At 45.7% G+C, this 19,948-nt stretch carries 21 protein-coding genes; 18 read left to right on the forward strand and 3 right to left on the reverse strand.

Annotated elements, in window-relative coordinates; translation table 11 throughout:
- Positions 1–5: 5 nt before the first annotated feature.
- The 12 genes from frsA to pgpA all read left to right on the forward strand — a co-directional run bounded on the left by frsA (position 6) and on the right by pgpA (position 10,487).
- Complete coding sequence (frsA, locus tag F0231_RS15590; RefSeq protein WP_171760627.1) at positions 6–1,253, forward strand: esterase FrsA; 1,248 nt, start codon at positions 6–8, stop codon at positions 1,251–1,253.
- Between the two features lie 99 nt (positions 1,254–1,352).
- Positions 1,353–1,742, forward strand: a complete 390-nt coding sequence (crl, locus tag F0231_RS15595) for a sigma factor-binding protein Crl (protein ID WP_171760628.1) — start codon at positions 1,353–1,355, stop codon at positions 1,740–1,742.
- 167 nt (positions 1,743–1,909) lie between these two features.
- Positions 1,910–3,043, forward strand: coding sequence for a glutamate 5-kinase (gene proB / locus F0231_RS15600; protein ID WP_171760629.1), 1,134 nt, complete (start codon positions 1,910–1,912; stop codon positions 3,041–3,043).
- Positions 3,044–3,053: 10 nt separating this feature from the next.
- A complete protein-coding gene (locus tag F0231_RS15605; RefSeq protein WP_171760630.1) occupies positions 3,054–4,304 on the forward strand; it encodes a glutamate-5-semialdehyde dehydrogenase in 1,251 nt (416 codons plus the stop codon).
- Positions 4,305–4,407: 103 nt separating this feature from the next.
- Positions 4,408–4,857, forward strand: coding sequence for a transcriptional regulator NrdR (gene nrdR / locus F0231_RS15610; RefSeq protein WP_038139576.1), 450 nt, complete (start codon positions 4,408–4,410; stop codon positions 4,855–4,857).
- 12 nt (positions 4,858–4,869) lie between these two features.
- Complete coding sequence (gene ribD, locus F0231_RS15615; RefSeq protein WP_171760631.1) at positions 4,870–5,976, forward strand: bifunctional diaminohydroxyphosphoribosylaminopyrimidine deaminase/5-amino-6-(5-phosphoribosylamino)uracil reductase RibD; 1,107 nt, start codon at positions 4,870–4,872, stop codon at positions 5,974–5,976.
- A 2-nt stretch (positions 5,977–5,978) separates the two neighbouring features.
- Entirely contained in the window at positions 5,979–6,632 is a 654-nt protein-coding gene (locus F0231_RS15620; protein WP_171760632.1) for a riboflavin synthase, read from the forward strand.
- A gap of 64 nt (positions 6,633–6,696) precedes the next feature.
- Positions 6,697–7,806: a bifunctional 3,4-dihydroxy-2-butanone-4-phosphate synthase/GTP cyclohydrolase II gene (gene ribBA, locus F0231_RS15625; RefSeq protein ID WP_171760633.1), complete on the forward strand. Its 1,110-nt coding sequence runs from the start codon at positions 6,697–6,699 to the stop codon at positions 7,804–7,806.
- A 171-nt stretch (positions 7,807–7,977) separates the two neighbouring features.
- Positions 7,978–8,448, forward strand: a complete 471-nt coding sequence (gene ribE / locus F0231_RS15630; protein ID WP_171760634.1) for a 6,7-dimethyl-8-ribityllumazine synthase — start codon at positions 7,978–7,980, stop codon at positions 8,446–8,448.
- The gene (gene nusB / locus F0231_RS15635) at positions 8,448–8,915 is read left to right on the forward strand and encodes a transcription antitermination factor NusB (protein WP_005473507.1); all 468 of its coding nucleotides are present in this window, start codon (positions 8,448–8,450) and stop codon (positions 8,913–8,915) included. Before ribE ends, nusB begins: the two co-directional genes overlap by 1 nt.
- 87 nt (positions 8,916–9,002) lie before the next feature.
- Entirely contained in the window at positions 9,003–9,968 is a 966-nt protein-coding gene (thiL, locus tag F0231_RS15640) for a thiamine-phosphate kinase (protein WP_171760635.1), read from the forward strand.
- A 12-nt stretch (positions 9,969–9,980) separates the two neighbouring features.
- Positions 9,981–10,487, forward strand: a complete 507-nt coding sequence (gene pgpA / locus F0231_RS15645) for a phosphatidylglycerophosphatase A (protein WP_171760636.1) — start codon at positions 9,981–9,983, stop codon at positions 10,485–10,487.
- Between the two features lie 49 nt (positions 10,488–10,536).
- On the opposite strand, the gene F0231_RS15650 is transcribed toward pgpA, so the two are convergent.
- The 3 genes from F0231_RS15650 to map form a co-directional block, all read right to left on the reverse strand.
- A complete protein-coding gene (locus F0231_RS15650) occupies positions 10,537–10,920 on the reverse strand; it encodes a DUF3461 family protein (RefSeq protein WP_171760637.1) in 384 nt (127 codons plus the stop codon).
- A 110-nt stretch (positions 10,921–11,030) separates the two neighbouring features.
- Positions 11,031–13,652, reverse strand: coding sequence for a bifunctional uridylyltransferase/uridylyl-removing protein GlnD (gene glnD / locus F0231_RS15655; RefSeq protein ID WP_171760638.1), 2,622 nt, complete (start codon positions 13,650–13,652; stop codon positions 11,031–11,033).
- A 107-nt stretch (positions 13,653–13,759) separates the two neighbouring features.
- Positions 13,760–14,638 (reverse strand): type I methionyl aminopeptidase, encoded by an 879-nt coding sequence (map, locus tag F0231_RS15660; RefSeq protein WP_171760639.1) that lies wholly within the window; start codon positions 14,636–14,638, stop codon positions 13,760–13,762.
- Between the two features lie 348 nt (positions 14,639–14,986).
- Here map and rpsB point away from each other — a divergent pair, with 348 nt between their 5' ends.
- The 6 genes from rpsB to F0231_RS15690 all read left to right on the forward strand — a co-directional run bounded on the left by rpsB (position 14,987) and on the right by F0231_RS15690 (position 19,931).
- A complete protein-coding gene (rpsB, locus tag F0231_RS15665) occupies positions 14,987–15,715 on the forward strand; it encodes a 30S ribosomal protein S2 (RefSeq protein WP_171760640.1) in 729 nt (242 codons plus the stop codon).
- Positions 15,716–15,845: 130 nt separating this feature from the next.
- Positions 15,846–16,688 carry a translation elongation factor Ts gene (gene tsf / locus F0231_RS15670; protein WP_171760641.1) on the forward strand — a complete coding sequence of 281 codons (843 nt, stop codon included), beginning with the start codon at positions 15,846–15,848 and terminating at the stop codon, positions 16,686–16,688.
- A 151-nt stretch (positions 16,689–16,839) separates the two neighbouring features.
- Positions 16,840–17,571 (forward strand): UMP kinase, encoded by a 732-nt coding sequence (pyrH, locus tag F0231_RS15675; protein ID WP_171760642.1) that lies wholly within the window; start codon positions 16,840–16,842, stop codon positions 17,569–17,571.
- Between the two features lie 96 nt (positions 17,572–17,667).
- Complete coding sequence (gene frr, locus F0231_RS15680) at positions 17,668–18,225, forward strand: ribosome recycling factor (RefSeq protein WP_171760643.1); 558 nt, start codon at positions 17,668–17,670, stop codon at positions 18,223–18,225.
- Positions 18,226–18,321: 96 nt separating this feature from the next.
- Positions 18,322–19,077, forward strand: coding sequence for an isoprenyl transferase (locus F0231_RS15685; protein WP_171760644.1), 756 nt, complete (start codon positions 18,322–18,324; stop codon positions 19,075–19,077).
- A gap of 11 nt (positions 19,078–19,088) precedes the next feature.
- Positions 19,089–19,931: a phosphatidate cytidylyltransferase gene (locus F0231_RS15690; protein WP_171760645.1), complete on the forward strand. Its 843-nt coding sequence runs from the start codon at positions 19,089–19,091 to the stop codon at positions 19,929–19,931.
- Positions 19,932–19,948 lie beyond the last annotated feature (17 nt).

Below are 19,948 nucleotides of genomic sequence, written 5' to 3' on the forward strand. Positions count from 1 at the left end.
TTTCCATGTCTGAGGAAGTCAGCAAGAACCTTTCTGAAACGTTATTTGCCAATCATAAACAAGCAAAGGAAACTTCTGGTTTAACGCGTTATATGCCGACCAGTGAAACCTTTCTTGATGAAAAGCAGAAGAAAGAGGGGCACAAATGGTATCGCAACCTGCGTCGTATGCAGTGGTCATGGCAAGGTCTTGATCCAATAGAGATTGAAGCGGTGCTTGCCAAAATAGCGGCTTCTAAGCATTCGCGTACTAACGACCAATGGCTTGATACTGTCATGGGTTACCACAGTGGTAACTGGACATATGAATGGACTAAGTTAGGCATGCTTCATCAAAAGCGCTCAGCGACACTGAAAGGTGAAGAAGCAGCCGATGAGATGTTTAATGCTTCTTTGTGCTTTAGTATTGCGGGTTATCCTCACATCAAAAACGACAACTTAGCGATACAAGCTCAAGTGTTAGCGAGTAATGCTTACATTGAAGCAGCCAATAAGACTAAGTACATTGTGAAGCGCATCGAAGTTCCCTATCAGAAGAAGACGATTGTTGCGCATCTGCACCTTACGAGCACCGACAAACCTCAACCAGTCGTCATAGTAAGTGCGGGTTTAGACAGCCTTCAAACGGATATGTGGGGATTGTTCCGTGACCATCTGGCGAAGAAAAACATCGCAATGTTGACCGTCGACATGCCGTCAATTGGTCACAATACTCATTGGAACCTGACGGAAGATACCTCGGTTTTACACCAAGCAGTACTGAACGAGCTATACCATATTCCTTACGTTGACCATCACCGTGTTGGGCTGATCGGTTTCCGCTTTGGTGGCAATGCGATGGTACGGTTGTCATTTATCGAACAAGAGAAGATTAAAGCGTGTGTCTCTCTGGGTGCGCCGATTCATGATGTGCTCTCATCGCCAGAAAAGCTAAAGAAAATGCCCAAGATGTACCTCGATGTATTGGCCTCACGTTTAGGAAAAAGCCCAGTTGATATTCATAGTTTGTCTGGGCAACTTATGGCGTGGTCATTGAAGGTTCAAGGCATCTTGGCAAGTCGAAAAACGCGCGTTCCAATTCTTGCAATGAGTTTAGAGAATGATCCAGTTTCTCCCTTTAGTGATAATCAATTAGTCGCAGTTTACAGTGACTATGGTAAAGCGAAGAAAATCAGCTCTAAAACAATTACACAAGGGTATGAGCAATCCCTCGATTTGGCGATAAAGTGGTTGGAGGACGAGTTAATTAGATGACTTTTCAACTAATTTAGACAACACTTAAGTAATGCGCTACCCAATCTATTTAGTCCGTAGTGCGTATAACAAAAAAGTAAATGAATATGGAGATTCATTATGTCTGAACAGACGAAAAGTCCGACACATTATCGCTTGCTAACAACTCTTAGGGCTATTGGCCCATACCTACGTGAATCACAAAGTGAAGATGGTTCTTATCTTTTTGACTGCCTATCGGTGTGTGTGAATGATAAGAAGTCTCCTGAACAACGTGAGTTTTGGGGATGGTGGTTAGAACTTGAAAAGCGCGGTGATGTGTTTGAAGCACGTTATCGTTCTGGTCTTTACGATGTTACTGGTGAGTGGCAAGACAAGGCGCTGCCTAAGAAAGCGGTGCAAGATGTCACGAAAACTCAAGAAGTCTTCCACCAAAAACTGCTAGATACTTTACAAAGCGAGTTTGAAATTTCGGTCGAGATTCATAAAGAATCTGTCGAATTCGTCTAAATTCTTATAGCTTTTGTTCCTAACGATTAAAAAGGCGCTCTTCAGCGCCTTTTCTACTTGTGAATTTTCTATTTGATTGCTAAAACATCAGGTCTAATCAATTTTGCTCATTTATCAATAGCGAGCAGGGTTGTGAAGGTTTGTATTCACTTCATAGTAGAAAGGCAATGACTCAAGAAAGCGGAAATACCACACAGTCTCAAACTGTGGTGGTTAAACTAGGTACTAGTGTTTTAACTGGTGGTACGTTGGCGTTAGATCGCGCTCATATGGTTGAGCTAGTACGTCAATGTGCAGAACTTAAAAAACAAGGCCACTCAGTGGTTATGGTTTCGTCAGGCGCAATTGCGGCTGGCCGTGAACACCTAGGTTACCCCGCACTGCCCAACTCTATGGCAAGCAAACAACTTTTGGCCGCAGTTGGTCAAAGTCAATTGATTCAAACATGGGAATCGCTGTTTGCTATCTATGGTCTGAAAATTGGTCAGATGCTTTTAACACGCGCTGATCTCGAAGATCGTGAACGATTCTTAAATGCCCGAGATACCATTAATGCACTTGTTGAAAACGACATTATTCCCGTAGTGAACGAGAACGATGCCGTTGCAACGAGTGAGATCAAAGTAGGTGATAACGATAACCTGTCTGCATTGGTTGGGATCTTATGTGGCGCTGACAAGCTTTTGCTGCTGACGGATCAGAAAGGTCTATTTACTGCCGATCCTCGTAAAGACCCAAATGCTGAGTTGATCAAAGAAGTAAAAACCATCGACGACACTTTGCGTAAAATCGCAGGTGGCAGCGGCACCACTCTAGGTACTGGCGGCATGGCGACAAAACTGCAAGCTGCCGATATTGCTCGCCGAGCGGGTATTGAAGTTATCATCGCAGCGGGCAGTGCACCCAATGTCGTGTTTGACTCTTTAGGCGAACAGCCACAAGGCACTCGCTTTTTACCGTGTGAAGAGGCACTAGAAAACCGTAAACGTTGGATTCTTGCTGGCCCTGCTGCATCTGGCGATATCGTTATTGATGACGGTGCTGTCAATGCTGTGATTGGTAAAGGAAGTAGCCTATTAGCCAAAGGCGTGACCAGTGTCAGTGGCGAGTTTGCACGTGGTGATGTTGTTCGTGTGACGGCTCAAAATGGTCAGCTCGTTGCGCGTGGTATTGCAAGTTACTCTAGTCAAGATATGGCAAAAATCGTTGGCAAACACAGTAAAGATATTATTGATATTTTAGGTTATGACTACGGCAGTGAAGTTCTGCATCGTGATGACATGGTCGTAATCCAAGAGTAAGGAAAGAAAAGTGGAATTGATTTCTATGGGAATCGCTGCCAAAGAGGCGGCATTCCAGCTGGCAACAGCATCGACAGCACAAAAAAACCAAGCACTCGCGATTATCGCTGATGAGCTAGAAGCAAACGCAGAAGTGATTCTTGCGGCGAATGCGAAAGATATTGAAAAAGGCCGTGAAGCTGGCTTAACAGAGGCACTACTTGACCGTTTGCTATTAAACACAGAACGCTTAACTGGCATCGCAAATGATGTACGTAACGTTATTAGCCTAAACGATCCTGTGGGCAGTGAACTGGACAGTAAAGTGCTTGAAAATGGTATGTCTCTGTCTCGTCGCCGCGTGCCACTCGGTGTGGTGGGAGTTATTTACGAAGCTCGTCCAAATGTGACGATCGACATTGCAGCTCTTTGTCTAAAAACGGGTAATGCGAGCATCCTACGTGGTGGTAAAGAGACCTTTTTCTCCAACATGGAGTTGGTGAAAGTGATCCAATCGGCACTGTCAAAAGCGGGTTTACCAGCAGCGTCAGTTCAATACATTGAAAAGCCAGATCGTGAGCTAGTATCTCAGCTACTTAAGCTCGATGAGTATGTGGACATGATCATCCCTCGTGGTGGTGCTGGTCTGCATAAGATGTGTAAAGAGAACAGTACTATTCCAGTGATTATTGGTGGATTTGGTATCAGTCATATCTTTGTTGACGAAAGTGCAGACCTCGCTAAGTCACTGGATGTGGTTGAGAACTCGAAGGTGCAACGTCCATCAGCATGTAACTCTCTAGATACTCTGTTAGTCCATGAAAAGGTCGCGGCAGAGTTTTTACCTATGCTGGCTCAGCGACTCAGTGACAAAGTGGCATTCGTTGCAGCTCCAAACGCTAAAGAGTTCTTGGCGCAAGCGAATGAGGTGCGTGATGCGGGCGAGGGTGACTTTGATACTGAGTGGCTAAGTTACACATTGGGTGTGAAAGTGGTAGCTGATGTAAATGAAGCGGTTGATCACATGCGTGTTCATAACGCGAGCCACTCAGATGCCATCATGACCAACAGCCTTGAAAACTCAGAGCTATTCATCAACTCAGTGGGTTCTGCGGCCGTTTATGTTAACGCATCAACCCGTTTTACTGATGGCGCTCAGTTTGGTTTAGGCGCTGAAGTGGCAGTGTCTACTCAGAAGCTGCATGCACGTGGTCCAATGGGTCTTGAAGAGCTAACAAGCTACAAGTGGGTCGGTAAAGCAAACTACTTGCCGCGCAGTTAACAAAAACTGAACGATTTTGTTTGAAAAAGGGGCTATCTAGCCCCTTTTGTTTTCTTGTCTTAATCAAATCCGCTACACTGTGTGGCACTTATATGGAGGTGATATGCATTGTCCTTTTTGTTCTGAGAACGACACCAAAGTGATCGATTCTCGTCTGGTTGCTGATGGCCATCAAGTCCGTCGTCGTCGCCAGTGTTTAGCGTGTAGTGAACGATTCACCACTTTTGAAACCGCTGAGCTGGTTATGCCAAGAGTGATCAAATCGAATGGCAATAGAGAGCCGTTCAATGAAGATAAGATGGTCGGTGGCTTGCAACGTGCTTTAGAGAAAAGACCAGTCAGTGCAGATGCCGTTGATGTTTCAATCAGCCTTATTAAGTCTCAGCTTCGTGCCACGGGTGAACGAGAAGTTCCAAGCGAGATGATTGGTAACCTTGTTATGGATCAGCTAAAAGAGCTTGATAAAGTCGCTTATATCCGTTTCGCCTCGGTGTACCGCAGCTTTGAAGATATTCGTGAGTTTGGCGAAGAGATCGCTCGACTAGAAGATTAACGGTTACACCTCATGTCCCTATTTACTCCTCTAGATTACCAAATGATGTCGCGAGCCATTGAATTGGCTAAAGGCGGCATCTATACCACCGCCCCAAACCCTAATGTGGGCTGTGTCATTACTCGTAATGGTGAGATTGTCGGTGAAGGCTTTCACTACCGTGCTGGTGAGCCTCATGCAGAAGTTCACGCAATGCGTATAGCAGGTAATAAAACGGTAGGTGCGACAGCCTACGTAACACTAGAGCCGTGTTCGCATTATGGGCGAACACCACCATGTGCTGAAGGCTTAATCAAAGCTAAAGTTGCTAAAGTCATTTGTGCAATGGTAGATCCGAACCCTCAAGTTGCAGGTCGTGGGATTAAAATGCTGCGTGATGCGGGGATTGAAGTCCAAATCGGGTTGCTAGAACAAGATGCACTTGCTCTAAACCCTGCTTTCATCAAGACAATGAAAACAGGAATGCCATTTGTTCAGTTAAAGATGGCGGCAAGCCTCGACGGGCAAACTGCGTTAGCCAATGGTGAGAGTCAGTGGATTACGTCTGCCTGTGCTCGTCAAGATGTTCAAAAGTATCGAGCCCTTAGCGGCGCTATCTTATCGACTAGCCAAACCGTCATAGAAGACAATGCTTCATTGAATGTTCGCTGGGACGATCTGCCAAATTCTCTTCAATCGCATTATCCGCAATCAGAACTAAGACAGCCAGTACGTGTAATTCTAGATAGACAAAATCGTCTTACTCCAGAACTTAAGCTGTTTGAAACTGACGGTGAACGTTTGCTCGTCTCTGATGGTGGAGATATTGAACCGCAGCTTAATGATGGCAATCAGATCGATCTTGAAGCGACGCTCAAAACCTTGGTTCAAACTCATGGCGTTAATCACATTTGGGTTGAAGCGGGAGCGACGTTAGCGAGCAGCCTTCTTAAACAAGGTTTGGTCGATGAGCTAATTGTTTACTTAGCTCCTAAGATTATGGGGAGCGATGGTCGTGGTTTACTTGGTGCTTTAGGGCTAGAGTCGATGACTGACGCGACCGATCTTGAGTTTAAAGATGTACGACAAGTCGGTAAGGATATACGTATCGTTGCCACATTAAAGAATAAAGAAGTGTAGTTATGTTTACAGGTATTGTTGAAGCAGTAGGCACTTTGGCTGCGATTACGCCAAAAGGCGAAGATATTAGTGTGACGGTGAACGTAGGCAAACTGGATATGGCCGACGTAAAGTTAGGTGACAGCATTGCGACCAATGGTGTTTGTCTGACTGTCGTCGATTTTACAGAGTCGAGCTACACCGCTGACCTATCGCTAGAGACCTTAAAGAAAACCGGCTTCGCTGATTACCAAGCGGGTGACAAAGTGAACCTTGAAAAAGCCATGTTGCCGACGACACGTTTTGGCGGTCACATTGTGTCGGGTCATGTCGATGGCGTGGGTGAGATAGTTGAGCGAAACATGGTTGGACGAGCCATAGAGTTTTGGGTCTCTATGCCAGAAGAGATCACTCGATATGTTGCGGAAAAAGGCTCGATTACCGTTGATGGTATTAGTCTAACTGTGAATGATCTTCGTAAGAATGCATTCAAATTAACGATTGTTCCTCACACGGGTGAAGAGACGACTATCGCCGACTTCCATGTCGGGCGAAAAGTGAACCTAGAAGTTGATGTGCTTGCTCGTTATATGGAGCGACTCCTCAACACTCAGCGTGATCAGCAACCTGAATCACGCATTACGATGGAATTTTTACAACAAAACGGTTTCGCATAAGCCGAAATCTGCTGAATTAAGAGCGAACCTTACTTCGCTGATGCCATAAGATAGGAATAGCACGATGCCGATTAGTACGCCTGAAGAAATTATTGAAGACATTCGCCAAGGGAAAATGGTTGTCCTTATGGATGATGAAGATCGCGAAAATGAAGGCGATCTGATCATGGCAGCAGAGTTAGTGACTCCTGAAGCCATCAACTTTATGGCGACTCATGGTCGTGGCCTGATTTGTTTGACCATGACAAAAGAGCGCTGTGAACGTCTTGGATTACCCCCGATGGTGCAAGACAATAATGCTCAGTACACCACCAACTTTACGGTGTCTATTGAAGCGGCAGAAGGCGTAACAACGGGTATCTCTGCAGCCGACCGTGCACGTACGGTGCAAGCGGCGGTAGCAAAAGAGGCAAAAGCGGCTGACTTAGTTCAGCCAGGCCATATTTTCCCACTAGCTGCGCAAGAAGGTGGTGTTCTAACGCGCGCTGGTCATACTGAAGCGGGTTGTGACCTAGCTCGATTGGCTGGTTTAGAACCGTCAGGCGTAATTGTTGAAATCCTAAATGACGATGGCACCATGGCACGTCGCCCAGATCTTGAAATTTTTGCTGAGAAACACGGCATCAAGTTAGGCACGATTGCAGATCTTATTGAGTACCGCAATAACACTGAAACAACCATCGAACGTGTTGCTGAATGTAAGCTACCAACCGAGTTTGGAGAGTTCAATCTGGTCACTTATCGTGATGTTATCGATAACCAGATTCACTATGCTCTATGCAAAGGTGATCTCAAAACTGACGCACCGCTAGTTCGCGTTCACTTGCAAGATACTTTTACCGATCTACTACACAGCAACCGTAATGCTGAACGCAGTTGGACGCTAGATGCAGCGATGAAGCGTATTGGCAGTGAAGGTGGCGTTCTGGTGATTCTGGGTAACGAAGAGTCAACGGACCTTTTGGTACATCGAGTGAAGATGTTTGAAGCTCAAGATAAAGGCGAAGCGCCGACCCTAGCGAAGAAGCAAGGCACCTCACGCCGTGTTGGTGTGGGCTCTCAAATTCTTGCAGATCTAGGCGTTCACGATATGCGTCTACTGTCATCAGCAAGCAAAAAATACCATGCGCTTGGCGGCTTTGGCTTAAATGTTGTTGAATATGTGTGTGAGTAATCAGTAAGCACGTTTGATTATTAAGAAGGCAAATGTTTCAGCATTTGCCTTCTTTGTTTTCAATCTGTTGTGAACACGACGAGTAATGCTAAATTTCCATTAGATATTGCTCACAGATTTGTGCTAGAATCCGGCGATTCTCACTTGATGAACATAGTTAAAGGAAGGCTTATGAAAGTGATCGAGGGTGGCTTCCCAGCGCCAAACGCAAAAATTGCTATCGTTATTGCTCGTTTCAACAGTTTTATTAACGAAAGTCTATTGTCTGGTGCAATCGATACTTTAAAGCGCCATGGCCAAGTAAGCGAAGAGAACATTACTGTTGTTCGTTGCCCTGGTGCAGTTGAACTTCCACTTGTGGCTCAGCGTGTTGCTAAAACGGGTAAGTTTGATGCAATCGTATCTCTTGGTACGGTAATCCGCGGTGGTACACCACACTTTGACTATGTTTGTAGTGAATGTAACAAAGGTCTTGCGCAAGTGTCTCTGGAATACTCTCTTCCAGTCGCATTCGGCGTATTGACGGTTGATACAATTGACCAAGCAATTGAGCGCGCAGGAACCAAGGCTGGTAATAAAGGTGCAGAGGCTGCACTAAGCGCACTTGAGATGATAAACGTTCTTTCAGAAATCGATTCCTAATGGGGGCCAGTGTGAAACCAGCCGCACGTCGTAATGCACGTCGATTCGCTCTACAAGCGATCTACTCTTGGCAAATTACTAAAGAAAATGTTGCTACTATCGAGGAGCAATTCTTGTCAGGTGGTAAGTATGATGAAGAAGAACATCATGCTTCTGAGCCGGCACTTTCTACTCCAGACACAGACGTTGCATACTTCCGTGACCTACTAACAGGTGTTGTGCTAAGTCACACAGAGCTAGATAGTAAGATTCGTCCATACACAGCACGCCCAATGCAAGACTTGGACATGATGGAGCTTGCACTGCTTCGTCTTGCTATGTATGAAATGACACGTCGTGAAGATGTACCTTACAAAGTGGTAATCAACGAAGCGATTGAACTTGCAAAAGTTTTCGCAGCAGAAGAGAGCCACAAGTTCGTGAACGGTGTACTAGATAAAGCAGCACCTCACGTACGTAAGAAGTAATCGACTAAGATTAGTAAAAGGTCAGCACATGCTGACCTTTTTTATGCTTGTTATTCACAGAATCGATAATTAAAAAATGGCTTCATTATGTCCGGTGAATTTAATCTAATCGAAAAGTATTTTGTTGGTCGTCAGAAAGGGCGAAAAGACGTTCTTTTGGCTGCTGGAGATGACTGTGCTTTAGTTCAAGCGCCACAAAACCTCTCTATTGCTGTAAGTACCGATACTCTTGTTGCGGGGACGCATTTTCTTGCTGAGGCAAATCCTGCCTGGGTTGCACACAAAGCGTTGGCTTCTAATATTAGCGACCTAGCTGCAATGGGCGCGACGCCTGCTTGGGTTTCGTTTGCTTTGACCATGCCTGAACCTGATGAAGCATGGCTAGCCCCTTTCTGTGATGCGTTCTTTGAGTTAGCCAACTACTTTGATATCCAGTTGATCGGCGGTGATACGACTAAAGGCCCTTTGAGTTTAACGTTGACCGTGCAGGGCTTGGTTGACCCTCACAAAGCTCTACGACGTGATGGCGCTAAAGTGGGGGATTGGGTCTATGTCACGGGGAACCTAGGCGACAGTAAAGCTGGGTTGGATGTCGTGCTTAACTCTGAGCTTAAGAGTAAGCCATACGCAGAAGAGCTTGAGAAAAGGCACTATCTGTCCACGCCAAGAGTGCTAGTAGGCCAAGCTCTATTGAATTTAGCGAGTTCAGCCATCGATATTTCAGATGGCGTTATTTCAGATGTAAAACATATTCTGAAACGTTCTCAGGTCGGTGTAAGCATTGACGTAGCATCGCTTCCCGTTTCTAATGAGCTTCTTCAGTTTGTCGATTCAGCCGCAATCGCCCAGCAATATGCGTTGTCGAGTGGTGAAGAGTATGAACTGTGCTTTACTGTGCCAGAACATAACAAAGGCTCGATTGAGAGCACGTTAGCCCATTGCGGCGCTAAGGTGACCTGTATCGGGCAGATCAGGCCTCAAGGTACCTTTGAACTCCACTCTAACGGTCAACCGATTGACTGGGATCTCAGTGGATACGATCACTTTAAGTAGAATAATATCATTATGACAAACCCTCTAACGCTTATTTCTCTGAAAAATCCTTGGCATCTATTGGCTACGGGCTTCGGTAGTGGGCTCTCACCGATTGTCCCAGGGACGATGGGAACATTGGCGGCCATTCCGTTTTATCTACTTCTTGTTCAGCTGCCTCTGCCTATCTACATCATTGCTGTGGTTATTTCGTGCATTATTGGCGTTAAGATTTGCCAAGTGACCTCTGACGATATGGGGGTTCATGATCATGGCTCAATTGTCTGGGATGAGTTTGCAGGCTTTTGGATTACCATGCTGGTGGTACCGCTGTTTAACCTATCGGCGACGGACTGGAAGTGGCTATTAACAGGTTTTGTACTGTTTCGCTTTTTCGATATGGTAAAACCTTGGCCGATTGGTTGGTTAGATAAACGTGTTCATGGCGGTCTGGGCATCATGATTGATGATATTGTTGCCGGTGTGATGGCTGGTGTGGCGCTCTACTTGGTCGGCAAATACGCAGGCTGGTTGGTTTAAAAAAAGGGGCTGGTAACTCGTTACCAGCCCCTGAGTCTATAAAAACTTGTTACTTCAGCTTCTCTAGATCCGCTTCGATCTCGGCGATCTTACTTGAAACCACTTTCTCCAAGTGGCGAAGATCAGACAAGATCTTCTGTTTTACATCCACTTCAACCGCTTTTTCTGGTTTGGTTAGTTGATTCAGTTCATCAATGACGAGCGTTAGGTTGCGGTTGATCTCAGTAACTTCACGATATTTGTGGCTACCGCTATCAACAAGCACATTCTTTACTTGTCGTGGATACTTGAACTTCACGCTTTTCGCAAACAGCTCACCTTTCTGCTTGTGAAAATAGATTTTTAACACGTCCTTGTGCGCTTCTTGGCGAAGGGAATAGCGCTCAATTTGCTTAGGATCTTGAATACCTAAACCAGTGAGGTGTGGATACATAGGCTACCTCTATAGTGTTGAAGTGATTAATTCAATAACTAATGTAGCAGCCTATGATCGTGGTAGACAGCCCTTTTTTAGACAAGTTAATAACTTGTGCTAGAGATCGCTCAAGGCGCGAGTTCAGCGATGTTTTTCGTTAGCGCTTCACGCAATCCAATTTGCTCTTCTTCCGTCAATTTGCCGCCACTTTGACTGGTGATGATAAATAAATCCTCAGCTCGTTCGCCGATAGTGGTGATCTTAGCGGCGTGAAGGTGAACACCTTGATCTGCAAAGGTAGCACCTACGGTGGCAAGTAACCCTGGTGTATCCAAAGCGACAAATTCAAGCAAGGTGCGTTTCTTACTTTTCGTTGGCAAGAAATCGACTTTCGTTTTGACTTTGAAATGCTGAAGGTTACGCGGCGTTCGACGTCGTTTGATCTTTGTTGGTCGTCCGTCAGCGAGCACGTGAGCTAAATGTTTCGTTACGGCTTTATGACGGCTCTCATCGATGGCCTCGCCTTGCTGGTCGAGCACCATAAAGGTATCTAGCACAAACCCATCTTTACTTGTCATGACTTGCGCGTCGTGTACGTTAAAGTTTCGTCTATCTAGCTCTGCGACAACAGAAGCAAACAGGGCGTGTTGGTCTTTGCTGTAAATGAAGACTTCGGTACCGCCTCGCGTTGATTTCTTTGATATCAGAATCAGAGGCTGAGAGTGGTCTTCATGGCGCAGTAGGTTCATACAGTGCCAAGCGATCTGCTTATGAGTATGACGCAAGAAGTAATCGGCTTTAAAGCGTTGCCAAAGCACTTCAATTTCACGTGCTGTAAAGCCCTCTTTGCGCAATAGTGCTGAGGCCAGTTGTTGGTTGTGGCGAATGCGTTCTCTCACATCAACAGGGTTTTCGAGTCCTCGGCGCAGTGCACGTTGGGTCGAATAGAAAAGCTCGGCAAGAAGAGTACGTTTCCAACTGTTCCATAACTCGGGGTTGGTTGCGCAGATATCCGCTACCGTTAAACAAACAAGGTATTCTAAGTACTCTTCATCACGTACTTTCTTGGCAAATTCAGTAATCACCTCTGGGTCGTAGATATCTCGGCGCTGAGCAGTGACAGACATCAGTAGATGGTTACGTACAAGCCAAGAGACTAACTTCGCCTCTGGCTTTGATAGCCCATGTTCAATACAGAATGTGTAGGCTTCACCTTCGCCAATAACTGAATGGTCACCCCCTCGGCCCTTACCAATATCATGGAAGATTGCCGCGATGATGAGCAGCTCTTTCTTTTGGATACGCGGGTAGACTTCGCAGCAAATAGGGTGCTTCTCGTGGTTTTTCGCATAGCTAAAGGTGTTGATATGCTTGAGCAAACGCACGCTATGCTCATCGACTGTGTAGACGTGAAACAGGTCAAACTGCATCTGACCGACGATCTGGCTCCACTGAGGTAGATAGGCCGCCAATACGCCCAATTTGTGCATCAAGCTAAACGCTTTGTGCAGGGCATTGGGATGGCGACATAAATCCATAAACTTCTCACGAGCTTCAGGGATAGTATGCAAAAACTTGTTCAGTCTTCGTCGGGCGGTTCTTAACTGTCGCAGAGTAGGTGGTGCAACCCCTTCAATGGTTGAGTCATTGGCGATATGCAAAAACATATCAAGAATGGTTTCTGGTCTTGCTTGAAATAAGGCAGGCTTACGAGCTTCAATGAGGTGGCCTCGGCGTTGGAAGTCATCGCTTAAGATTTCAGGCTCGGCCTCAATACCGTTGTTTAAGATCGCTTGATCAAACAATTTGAGCAGCATCTTATTGAGTTCAGCCACTCGGCGTAGGGTGCGGTAGAACTCTTTCATCATCATTTCTACACCACGATTCCCTTCACCAGCATAGCCAAGGCTTTCAGCGACTTGCGCTTGATGAGCAAAGGTGAGGCGATTGTCATAGCGCTTCAATTCGTTATGCAGTGCGAAACGTACTCGCCACAAAAAGTCCTGACACTCAACGAGTTCGCGATACTCTGCGTCAGTTAAGAAACCATAGCGGCTCATTTCAAGCAGTGACGTAGCTCCAAAATGACGGCGAGCGACCCAACTGAGTGTATGTATGTCCCGCAGGCCACCAGGAGTCGACTTTATATCGGGCTCCAAGTTGTAAGTAGTGTCATGGAAGCGGGCGTGACGGTCACGTTGCTCTTGTATCTTGGCTTTGTAAAATACTTCACTTGGCCAGAATGCCTCAGAATGAATGACCATACGCAGCTGGTGGAAGGTCTCTTCACAGCCGCATAGTAACCTTGCTTCCTGCAGGTTGGTTGCGACGGTGAGATCTTCGCGGCCGATTTCAGCACACTCTTCGACACTTCGAACTGCATGGCCGACTTCTAGGCGCAGATCCCACAGCAGGGTGATGAACTCACTGACCTTTCCAGCCAAGGATTCTGGTAGTCCTTTTCTTGACACAATCAGAATGTCGATATCAGATAGAGGATGCAGCTCACCTCGGCCGTAACCACCAACGGCTACTAAACTGATATTAGGTAGGGCAGAAAAGCCAAAGTGTTGCCAAAGTCGATTTAGTAGGAGATCGATGTATTCAGCACGCCCCAGAACTAAATCTGTAACAGGGTGGTGATTGAGAAACTCTTGTTTCTGATAATTGGCAAATTGTTCGAGTTGTTGCTTTAACTCTGTTATCGAGAGTTGGTTCTCTTCAAAGGTAAGAGGGGATTGAAAGGGCATACAGCAAGTCCGTGCAAAGTTGTCCTGTTAAGAACTAATCTATCAAAATAGAGCAGATAAAAAAATATCCCCGACAATGCGGGGATATTTTAAGAAGGTGATTGCCGTTAAGCGTTGTTCATCATGCGTGGGATGGTGTCATCGCTACGCAGAGTTAACACTTCACAGCCAGTTTTAGTCACAAGTAGAGTGTGCTCGTATTGAGCCGATTTTTTAGCATCGCCTGTGTACACCGTCCAATCGTCTTCAGCATCTACAGTAACACCAAACTTGCCCGCGTTAATCATTGGCTCGATAGTGAAGCACATGCCTTCTTTCAATACGCGGCGATCGTTGTTTTTGTAGTGGACGATTTGCGGTTCTTCATGGAATTCATTACCGATACCGTGGCCACAGAAGTCTTTAACAATCGAGAACTTGTTACGTGGGTTCTTTTTGTTGTTCTCTTTGATGTACTTTTCAATAGCAACACCAATGTCGCCAACCGTTGAACCAGGCTTAACGGTACGCATACCTACGTACAGTGCTTCTTGTGTCACCATACATAGGCGCTTATCTGCAGGAGAAACATCACCGACCAAGAACATCTTAGACGTATCGCCATGGTAACCTTCAGGACGCACGCTAAGATCTGCGCTTTCGTCATTTGGAATGATTACAGTGATGTCGACGTTAATGATGTCGCCATTTTTCAGTACAGCAGGCTTCACTTGACCGTTACTGCCCACTTCGTCAGCCGATGCAGGGATGCCGTGACATACGATATGGTTGATCGATGTACAGATAGATTTAGGGAAACCGTGGTAATCAAGCGGAGCAGAATAAGCGCCTTTTTCAATCCCATAATCATGACAGATTTGGTTTAACTCATCTGTTGTTACACCCTCTTTAATATGAGGTTCGATCATCTCGAGGATTTCAGCGGCCAACGCGCCCGCTAGTCGCATACGTTCGATTTCTTCAGCTGTTTTAATCTTGATTGACATCGGCTTTCTCTAGTTAATTCTGTTGCACGTTAAGTGCGAGTGCTCACATTCTATCAGGAACCCTGCATAATGAGAATTATTCTTCACTTTTCGTACGTCAAATTAGGCGGCAAAAATCACCCCATAGTGTTTTTTTACTAGCCAGCAAGGTCGAAAATATGGTATAAAGCGCGCCGGAATTGTGGTCAGTTCTCTTCAGCTAAGTCTCTTGGTTGGCGAAGCTGGTTACTTCCAACTAACTTATATCTTTAAATCACACACATTCCGTCACATATTCCGGGGTGCTGGGCAGAAGCCTAGTCGGAGTTATGGGGGATGTGGAGGCCTAACCCCATAGAGGATTATAAAATGGCAACTGTATCAATGCGCGATATGCTAAAAGCTGGTGTTCACTTCGGTCACCAAACTCGTTACTGGAACCCAAAAATGAAGCCATTCATCTTTGGTGCTCGTAACAAGGTTCATATCATCAACCTAGAAAAAACTGTACCAATGTTCAACGAAGCTCTAGCTGAACTAGCTAAAGTTGGCGAGAAGAAAGGTAAAGTTCTATTCGTAGGTACTAAGCGCGCTGCATCTGAAGCTGTTAAAGAAGCTGCAATCGCAAGCAACCAGTACTACGTAAACAACCGCTGGTTAGGCGGTATGCTTACAAACTACAAAACTGTTCGTCAGTCAATCAAGCGTCTAAAAGAACTTGAAGCTCAAGCTCAAGACGGTACTTTTGACAAGCTAACTAAGAAAGAAGCTCTAATGCGCACTCGTGAAATGGAGAAGCTAGAGAAATCTCTTGGTGGTATCAAAGACATGGGCGGCCTACCAGACGCTCTATTCGTAATCGATGCTGATCACGAACACATTGCGATTAAAGAAGCTAACAACCTAGGTATTCCAGTTTACGCTGTGGTAGATACTAACTCTAACCCAGACGGCGTTGACTACATCATTCCAGGTAACGACGATGCTATCCGTGCAGTACAGCTTTACCTAAACGCTGCTGCATCTTCAGTAACTGAAGGTCGTAACAAAGACGTAGCTGTTGCTGCTGAAAAAGATGGTTTCGTAGAAGCTGAATAATAGCGGCTCCGAGTCACACTTAGTCTATGTGCAACCAAGTTGTAGTATAAACTGAGTTATAGTTATCAGCAGGGGCCGAAGATGTGGCCCCTGTTTTTTACCAAATCCAGAATCAACTGAGGAATTTAGAATGGCTGTTACTGCTGCTCTAGTTAAAGAACTGCGCGACCGCACTGGCGCAGGCATGATGGACTGTAAGAAAGCGCTGAATGAAACAAACGGCGACATCGAACTAGCAATTGAAAACATGCGTAAGTCTGGCGCTGCGAAAGCTGCTAAAAAAGCAGGTAACGTTGCTGCTGAAGGCGCAATCATCATCAAAGAAGAAAACGGCGTTGCTGTTCTTCTTGAAGTTAACTGCCAAACTGACTTCGTTGCTAAAGATGCAAGCTTCACAGCATTCGCTGAAGAAGTTGCAGCTGACGCACTAGCGTCTAAAGCAACTGCTGAAGAGCTTCAAGCTAAGTTCGAAGAAACTCGTGTAGCTCTAGTTGCTAAGATCGGTGAAAACATCAACATCCGTCGCGTACAATACGTTGAAGGCGCTGCTATCGCTGCTTACCGTCACGGTGAGAAGATCGGTGTAGTTGTTGCAGGTGAAGGTGACGCTGAGACACTTAAGCACGTAGCAATGCACGTTGCAGCATCTCGTCCTGAGTTCGTAAACCCAGAAGACGTACCTGCTGACGTAGTTGAAAAAGAGAAAGCTGTTCAAGTTGAAATCGCTATGAACGAAGGCAAGCCAGCTGAAATCGCAGAGAAGATGGTTGTTGGCCGCATGAAGAAATTCACTGGCGAGATCTCTCTAACTGGTCAAGCGTTCGTTATGGAACCTAAGAAGACTGTTGGCGAAATCCTTAAAGAGCGCGGCGCTTCTGTTTCTACTTTCGTTCGCCTAGAAGTTGGTGAAGGTATCGAGAAAGCTGCAGAAATGAGCTTTGCTGACGAAGTAGCAGCGGTTCAAAAAGGTTAATCCTTAGAAACGCTTATACGATTAAGACCGTGGCCATGGCTGCGGTCTTTTTATGACTAGCGGTTAATCGTTTAGCTGTGATGGATGCAGACTCAACGAAGTCTTTATCCATGACTGTTAATCAACAACTCTCATTTGGAAGGTAAACTCCATGACTACGAACCCTAAACCAGCGTATCAACGTATTCTGTTAAAACTGAGTGGCGAAGCTCTACAAGGCGAAGAAGGTTTCGGCATCGATCCAGCGGTTCTTGATCGCATGGCACAAGAAGTAAAAGAGTTAGTTGAACTTGGTGTTCAAGTGGGTGTGGTTATCGGCGGTGGTAACCTATTCCGTGGTGCAGGCCTTGCTGAAGCAGGTATGAACCGCGTTGTTGGCGACCACATGGGTATGCTAGCAACAGTAATGAATGGCCTAGCAATGCGTGATGCGCTTCACCGTGCATACGTAAATGCTCGCGTAATGTCAGCAATCCCTCTAAAAGGTGTGTGTGACGACTACAACTGGGCAGACGCTATCCGCGAACTACGCCAGGGCCGTGTGGTTATCTTCTCAGCAGGTACTGGTAACCCATTCTTTACGACAGATTCTGCTGCGTGTCTACGTGGTATCGAAATCGAAGCTGACGTAGTTCTAAAAGCGACAAAAGTAGATGGTGTATTTACGGCTGACCCGGTAGCAAACCCAGACGCAGAGCTGTATGATAAGCTATCATTCAACGCTGTTCTTGAAAAAGAGCTGAAAGTGATGGATTTGGCAGCATTTACACTGGCTCGTGACCACAAAATGCCAATCCGCGTATTCAACATGAATAAACCAGGCGCACTTCGTCGCGTGGTAATGGGTGAAGCAGAAGGCACGCTAATCAGCGACGCAGAGTAATTCCAATCACCGCAGCACTGTGTTGCTGCGGTATTGCCTTTTGAAGACTCCCGAAAAGGCTTTCTTCGAGAAAGATTTACACATTAAGGTGATATTGTGATTAACGAAATCAAACAAGACGCTCAAGAGCGCATGGAAAAAAGCGTAGAAGCGCTAAAAAACAACCTGTCTAAAGTACGTACAGGCCGTGCACACCCAAGTCTACTTTCTGGTATTTCAGTAGAGTACTACGGTGCACCAACGCCTCTAAACCAAGTAGCAAACGTTGTTGCTGAAGATGCACGTACACTAGCAATCACAGTATTCGACAAAGAGCTAACGCCAAAAGTTGAAAAAGCGATCATGATGTCTGACCTAGGTCTAAACCCTATGTCTGCTGGCACCATCATCCGCGTTCCACTTCCACCGCTAACAGAAGAGCGTCGTAAAGACCTAGTTAAGATCGTTCGTGGTGAAGCTGAAGGTGGCCGTGTTGCTATCCGTAACATCCGTCGTGACGCTAACGGTGAACTAAAAGCACTTCTTAAAGATAAAGAAATCTCTGAAGACGAAGATCGTAAAGGTCAAGACGAGATTCAAAAGCTAACTGACGCAGCTGTTAAGCAGGTTGACGAAGTATTAGCATCAAAAGAAAAAGAGTTGATGGAAGTCTAATTCTCCATAATCTTTCTATATAAATAGCGCTGTGCTCGCAGCACAGCGTTTTTTTATGCTAGTCTTTGTCCCCTGCTGATTATCTATCAATGTTTTATGCATAACTCACAACTCTCCCCTGAATTACTCCCTAAACATATTGCAATCATCATGGATGGCAACGGCCGCTGGGCAAAAGCGCAAGGTAAACCTCGTGTCTTTGGTCACAAGAATGGTGTTGCAGCAGTCCGTAAAGCGATTTCTACATCGGCAAAACTAGGCATCAAAGCAATTACTTTATTTGCCTTTAGCAGTGAAAACTGGCGCCGCCCTGAAGAAGAAGTCGGTGTGCTTATGGAGTTGTTTATCACAGTGCTTTCTACGGAAGTAAAAAAACTGCACAAAAACAATTTACGCCTACGAGTGATTGGTGATACCTCACGCTTCAATGATCGCTTACAGAAAAAGATCGCTCAAGCTGAAGCAATGACGGAAGCGAACACTGGCATGGTTATCAATATTGCGGCTAACTATGGCGGCAAATGGGATATCATGCAGGCGACAAAAGCAATTTCAGCTAAGGTTGCCGCAGGTGAGTTGAATCAAGAAGATATTAGTGAAGAGCTAATTACTGAGCACCTCACAATGGCAGATTTACCTGAAGTTGATTTGATGATTCGAACCAGCGGAGAGTGCCGTATTAGCAACTTCATGTTGTGGCAGATGGCCTACGCTGAAATGTACTTTACGCCGATTTACTGGCCTGAATTCGACGAAAATAGCTTGATAGAAGCAGTGACTTGGTTTGTTAATTGTGAACGCCGTTTTGGCTGTACTGGTGAACAAGTTAAAGCTCTGATGGAAAGCGAATAAAGGATTAAAGTTTGAAACAACGAATTATAACCGCTCTTATCCTTGCTCCACTGGTCATTTTAGGGATCTTCAAACTCCCTCTGGCACTTTTTGTGGTTGCGATGGCCGCTGTGACCATGATTGGCTACTGGGAATGGACTCAGTTCGTTGATGCCAAGTCTCGTATTATGGCATTGATTCCAACGGTCGCAGTTAGCGCAGCCAGCCTTTGGGCTATCCCTTTTGATGCGCTAAGCCTAAATCTTGTGACTGACTCTCACTACGCAATTTTAGCGATTGGTTCAATATGGTGGCTAGCCGCGAGCGCGCTGGCGATCTCTTACCCTAAATCTTCCGCTCTTTGGCAAAACTCATCACTTTTACGCCACGCTTTTGGCGTGCTCACTCTGTTGCCATTTTTCTGGAGTGTCCTATTACTTAGAGCCGAAGGCATTCAGCTCGACCCTTACCATGGCGCTAAGTTAGTGCTTTATGTGTGCTTTATTGTATGGGCAGCTGATAGTGGTGCTTACTTTGCGGGTAAGAGCTTTGGTAAACATAAGATGGCCCCTCATGTGAGCCCAAATAAGACTATCGAAGGTCTGGTTGGCGGTATCATTACTGCTCTGTTGGTCGGTTGGGGCACTGCGCAGTGGTTTGATATTCAATTTAGCAGTGCTTTCGCGATGATCGGAATTACTTTGGTGACAGTGGTTATCTCTGTATTGGGTGATTTGGTTGAAAGTATGTTCAAACGTGTCTCTGGAATCAAAGACAGCAGCAACATTATTCCAGGCCACGGCGGAGTATTAGACCGAATCGACAGTCTAACAGCTGCGTTCCCTGTTTTTGCTTTCCTATACTTCATATTTTAAGGCAGGCTTCGGCCTGC

This window comes from Vibrio sp. RE86, assembly GCF_013114545.1.
Classification (GTDB): Bacteria; Pseudomonadota; Gammaproteobacteria; order Enterobacterales; family Vibrionaceae; genus Vibrio.

Bases quoted from the DNA above. Each gene is read 5' to 3' on its own strand.
- nrdR (WP_038139576.1), top strand. From the start codon at position 4,408: ATGCATTGTCCTTTTTGTTCTGAGAACGACACCAAAGTGATCGATTCT.
- thiL (WP_171760635.1), top strand. From the start codon at position 9,003: ATGTCCGGTGAATTTAATCTAATCGAAAAGTATTTTGTTGGTCGTCAG.
- F0231_RS15650 (WP_171760637.1), bottom strand. From the start codon at position 10,920: ATGTATCCACACCTCACTGGTTTAGGTATTCAAGATCCTAAGCAAATT.
- crl (WP_171760628.1), top strand. From the start codon at position 1,353: ATGTCTGAACAGACGAAAAGTCCGACACATTATCGCTTGCTAACAACT.
- F0231_RS15685 (WP_171760644.1), top strand. From the start codon at position 18,322: ATGCATAACTCACAACTCTCCCCTGAATTACTCCCTAAACATATTGCA.
- rpsB (WP_171760640.1), top strand. From the start codon at position 14,987: ATGGCAACTGTATCAATGCGCGATATGCTAAAAGCTGGTGTTCACTTC.
- map (WP_171760639.1), bottom strand. From the start codon at position 14,638: ATGTCAATCAAGATTAAAACAGCTGAAGAAATCGAACGTATGCGACTA.
- ribE (WP_171760634.1), top strand. From the start codon at position 7,978: ATGAAAGTGATCGAGGGTGGCTTCCCAGCGCCAAACGCAAAAATTGCT.
- glnD (WP_171760638.1), bottom strand. From the start codon at position 13,652: ATGCCCTTTCAATCCCCTCTTACCTTTGAAGAGAACCAACTCTCGATA.
- nusB (WP_005473507.1), top strand. From the start codon at position 8,448: ATGGGGGCCAGTGTGAAACCAGCCGCACGTCGTAATGCACGTCGATTC.
- tsf (WP_171760641.1), top strand. From the start codon at position 15,846: ATGGCTGTTACTGCTGCTCTAGTTAAAGAACTGCGCGACCGCACTGGC.
- ribBA (WP_171760633.1), top strand. From the start codon at position 6,697: ATGCCGATTAGTACGCCTGAAGAAATTATTGAAGACATTCGCCAAGGG.
- pgpA (WP_171760636.1), top strand. From the start codon at position 9,981: ATGACAAACCCTCTAACGCTTATTTCTCTGAAAAATCCTTGGCATCTA.
- frsA (WP_171760627.1), top strand. From the start codon at position 6: ATGTCTGAGGAAGTCAGCAAGAACCTTTCTGAAACGTTATTTGCCAAT.
- ribD (WP_171760631.1), top strand. From the start codon at position 4,870: ATGTCCCTATTTACTCCTCTAGATTACCAAATGATGTCGCGAGCCATT.
- F0231_RS15620 (WP_171760632.1), top strand. From the start codon at position 5,979: ATGTTTACAGGTATTGTTGAAGCAGTAGGCACTTTGGCTGCGATTACG.
- proB (WP_171760629.1), top strand. From the start codon at position 1,910: ATGACTCAAGAAAGCGGAAATACCACACAGTCTCAAACTGTGGTGGTT.
- pyrH (WP_171760642.1), top strand. From the start codon at position 16,840: ATGACTACGAACCCTAAACCAGCGTATCAACGTATTCTGTTAAAACTG.